Raw genomic sequence first — 1,928 nt, forward strand, 5'->3', positions numbered from 1 at the left:
GCCCCCGCACCTGCCGTTCCCCGCCCAGGTGTGTCCGAGGCCCTGCCTAAGGCGGGTCGGCCCAGGCCCTAAGGCCACCCGCCCGCGCAAGACAGGGCAGTTGCCCGATGTGTCCCGGCCCCCGCAGGCGGGAGTGTGGGCGTGTCAGGTCCGCAGGGACGCCGCACCTTCTCAGGGGGACGAGGGCAATGCCGTACGACCTCAACCACAGCCGCCACCAGTTGCGCATGGACGACCTGCGCCGCGAGGCCGACCACGAGCGGCTCGTGCACCAGGCCCGGGCAGCCCGCCGGGAACCGGGGCGCGGGGCGCGCGCCTGGTTCGGCCGCGGGCGACGAGGGCGCCGGGAGGATACCGCGTGGGTCAGGGCCGCGTGAGGGACCGCAGGCCGTCCCCCGCACCGGACGCGGGCGGGCGCGGTGCCTCCCCCGCATCGGACGCGGGCGGGCGTGGTGCCTCCCGCGCACCGGACGGGAAAGGTGTCCGGTGACGGTGGTGGATGCCATGCTGAACACCGTGCCGCTCACCACCACCGTCAGCCCCGTCTTCGTCGGCCGCGCCGCCGAGTTGGCCGCGCTCACCGAGGCGCTCGCCCGCGCCGAGGCGGGCACGCCGCAGGCGCTGCTGCTCGGCGGTGAGGCCGGCGTGGGCAAGACCCGGCTGCTCGAGGAGTTCCTGGAGCGGGTACGCGCCCTCGGCGGCACAACCACCCTCGGCGGCTGTCTCGAACTGGGGGCCGAAGGCCTTCCCTTCGCGCCCTTCACCACGGCGCTGCGCGGCCTGCGCCGCGCCGTGGGCCCGGCCCGGCTCGCGTCCGCCGCCGAGGGCCGCGAGGCCGAACTCGCCCGGCTGCTGCCCGACCTGGCGGTGCCCGCGCCCGCCGCCGCGCAGCGCGAGGAGTACGCCGACCTCAGCGACGGCGCCGACGGTGGCCGCGCTCTGCTGTTCGAGGCCACCGCCCAACTGCTGGAGCGGCTCGCCGCCGACCGCACCCTCGTCGTCGCCCTCGAAGACCTCCAGTGGGCCGACCGCTCCACCAGGGAACTGGTCGGCTACCTCTTCCGCTCCACCCGTGCCTGCCGCCTCGTCCTGCTGGCCACCTACCGCAGCGACGACGTCCACCGGCGCCACCCGCTGCGCCCCTTCCTCGCCGAGCAGGACCGGTTGCGCACGGTCCTCCACCTGGCCCTGCCCCGCCTCACCCGCGCCGAGGTCCGGGCACAGATCACCGGTATCAACGGCACCGAGCCCGACAGCGAGTTGGCCGAGGAGGTCTTCCGCCGCTCCGAGGGCATTCCCTTCTTCGTCGAGGAACTGACGGCCACCCGCGCGACCTGCGCCATCAGCGATTCCCTGCGGGACCTGCTGCTCGTCCGCGTCGAGGCGCTGCCCGAAGCGGCCCAGCGCGTGGTGCGCCTCGCCGCCGGCGGTGGCTCCGCCGTCGAACACGCGCTGCTGGCGGCCGTCGCCGGGCTCGGCGAGGAAGCGCTGCTGGATGCCCTGCGCGCCGCGGTGGGCGGCAACGTGCTGCGCGCCACGGACGACGGATCCGGCTACCACTTCCGGCACGCCCTGCTGCGCGAGGCCGTCCGCGAGGATCTCCTCCCCGGCGAACTCGCCCGCGTCAACCGCCGTTACGCCGAGACGCTGGAGGCCGACCCGTCGCTGGTGCGGGCCGAGGAACGGCCGGCCCGCCTCGCGCACTACTGGCACCGCGGCCGTGACGCCGCCAAGGCGCTCCCCGCGGCGCTCTCCGCCTCCGTCGACGCCCGCAGCCGGCACGCGTACGCCGAGGAACACCACCTCCTCGAACGCGTCATCGAGCTGTGGGACGACGTGCCCGAGGACGTCAGAAAGGGCCTTCCCGGCCTGACGCTGCCCCGCACCTTTCCCGCGGACAGGGAGCCAGGAGCGACCGCCATCCCCTC

Annotated in this window: 2 protein-coding genes; both read left to right on the forward strand. The window is 75.5% G+C overall.

Annotation, left to right across the window (positions count from 1 at the left end; all coding sequences use genetic code 11):
• The first annotated feature begins 188 nt into the window (after window positions 1–188).
• On the forward strand, window positions 189–377 hold the full coding sequence (locus AB8Z75_RS34320; protein WP_369208962.1) for a hypothetical protein: 189 nt from the start codon (window positions 189–191) through the stop codon (window positions 375–377).
• Between the two features lie 127 nt (window positions 378–504).
• The coding region (locus AB8Z75_RS34325; RefSeq protein ID WP_369208964.1) for an AAA family ATPase at window positions 505–1,928 on the forward strand (1,424 nt) is incomplete at its 3' end.

This window comes from Streptomyces sp. PU-14G, assembly GCF_041028275.1.
Classification (GTDB): Bacteria; Actinomycetota; Actinomycetes; order Streptomycetales; family Streptomycetaceae; genus Streptomyces.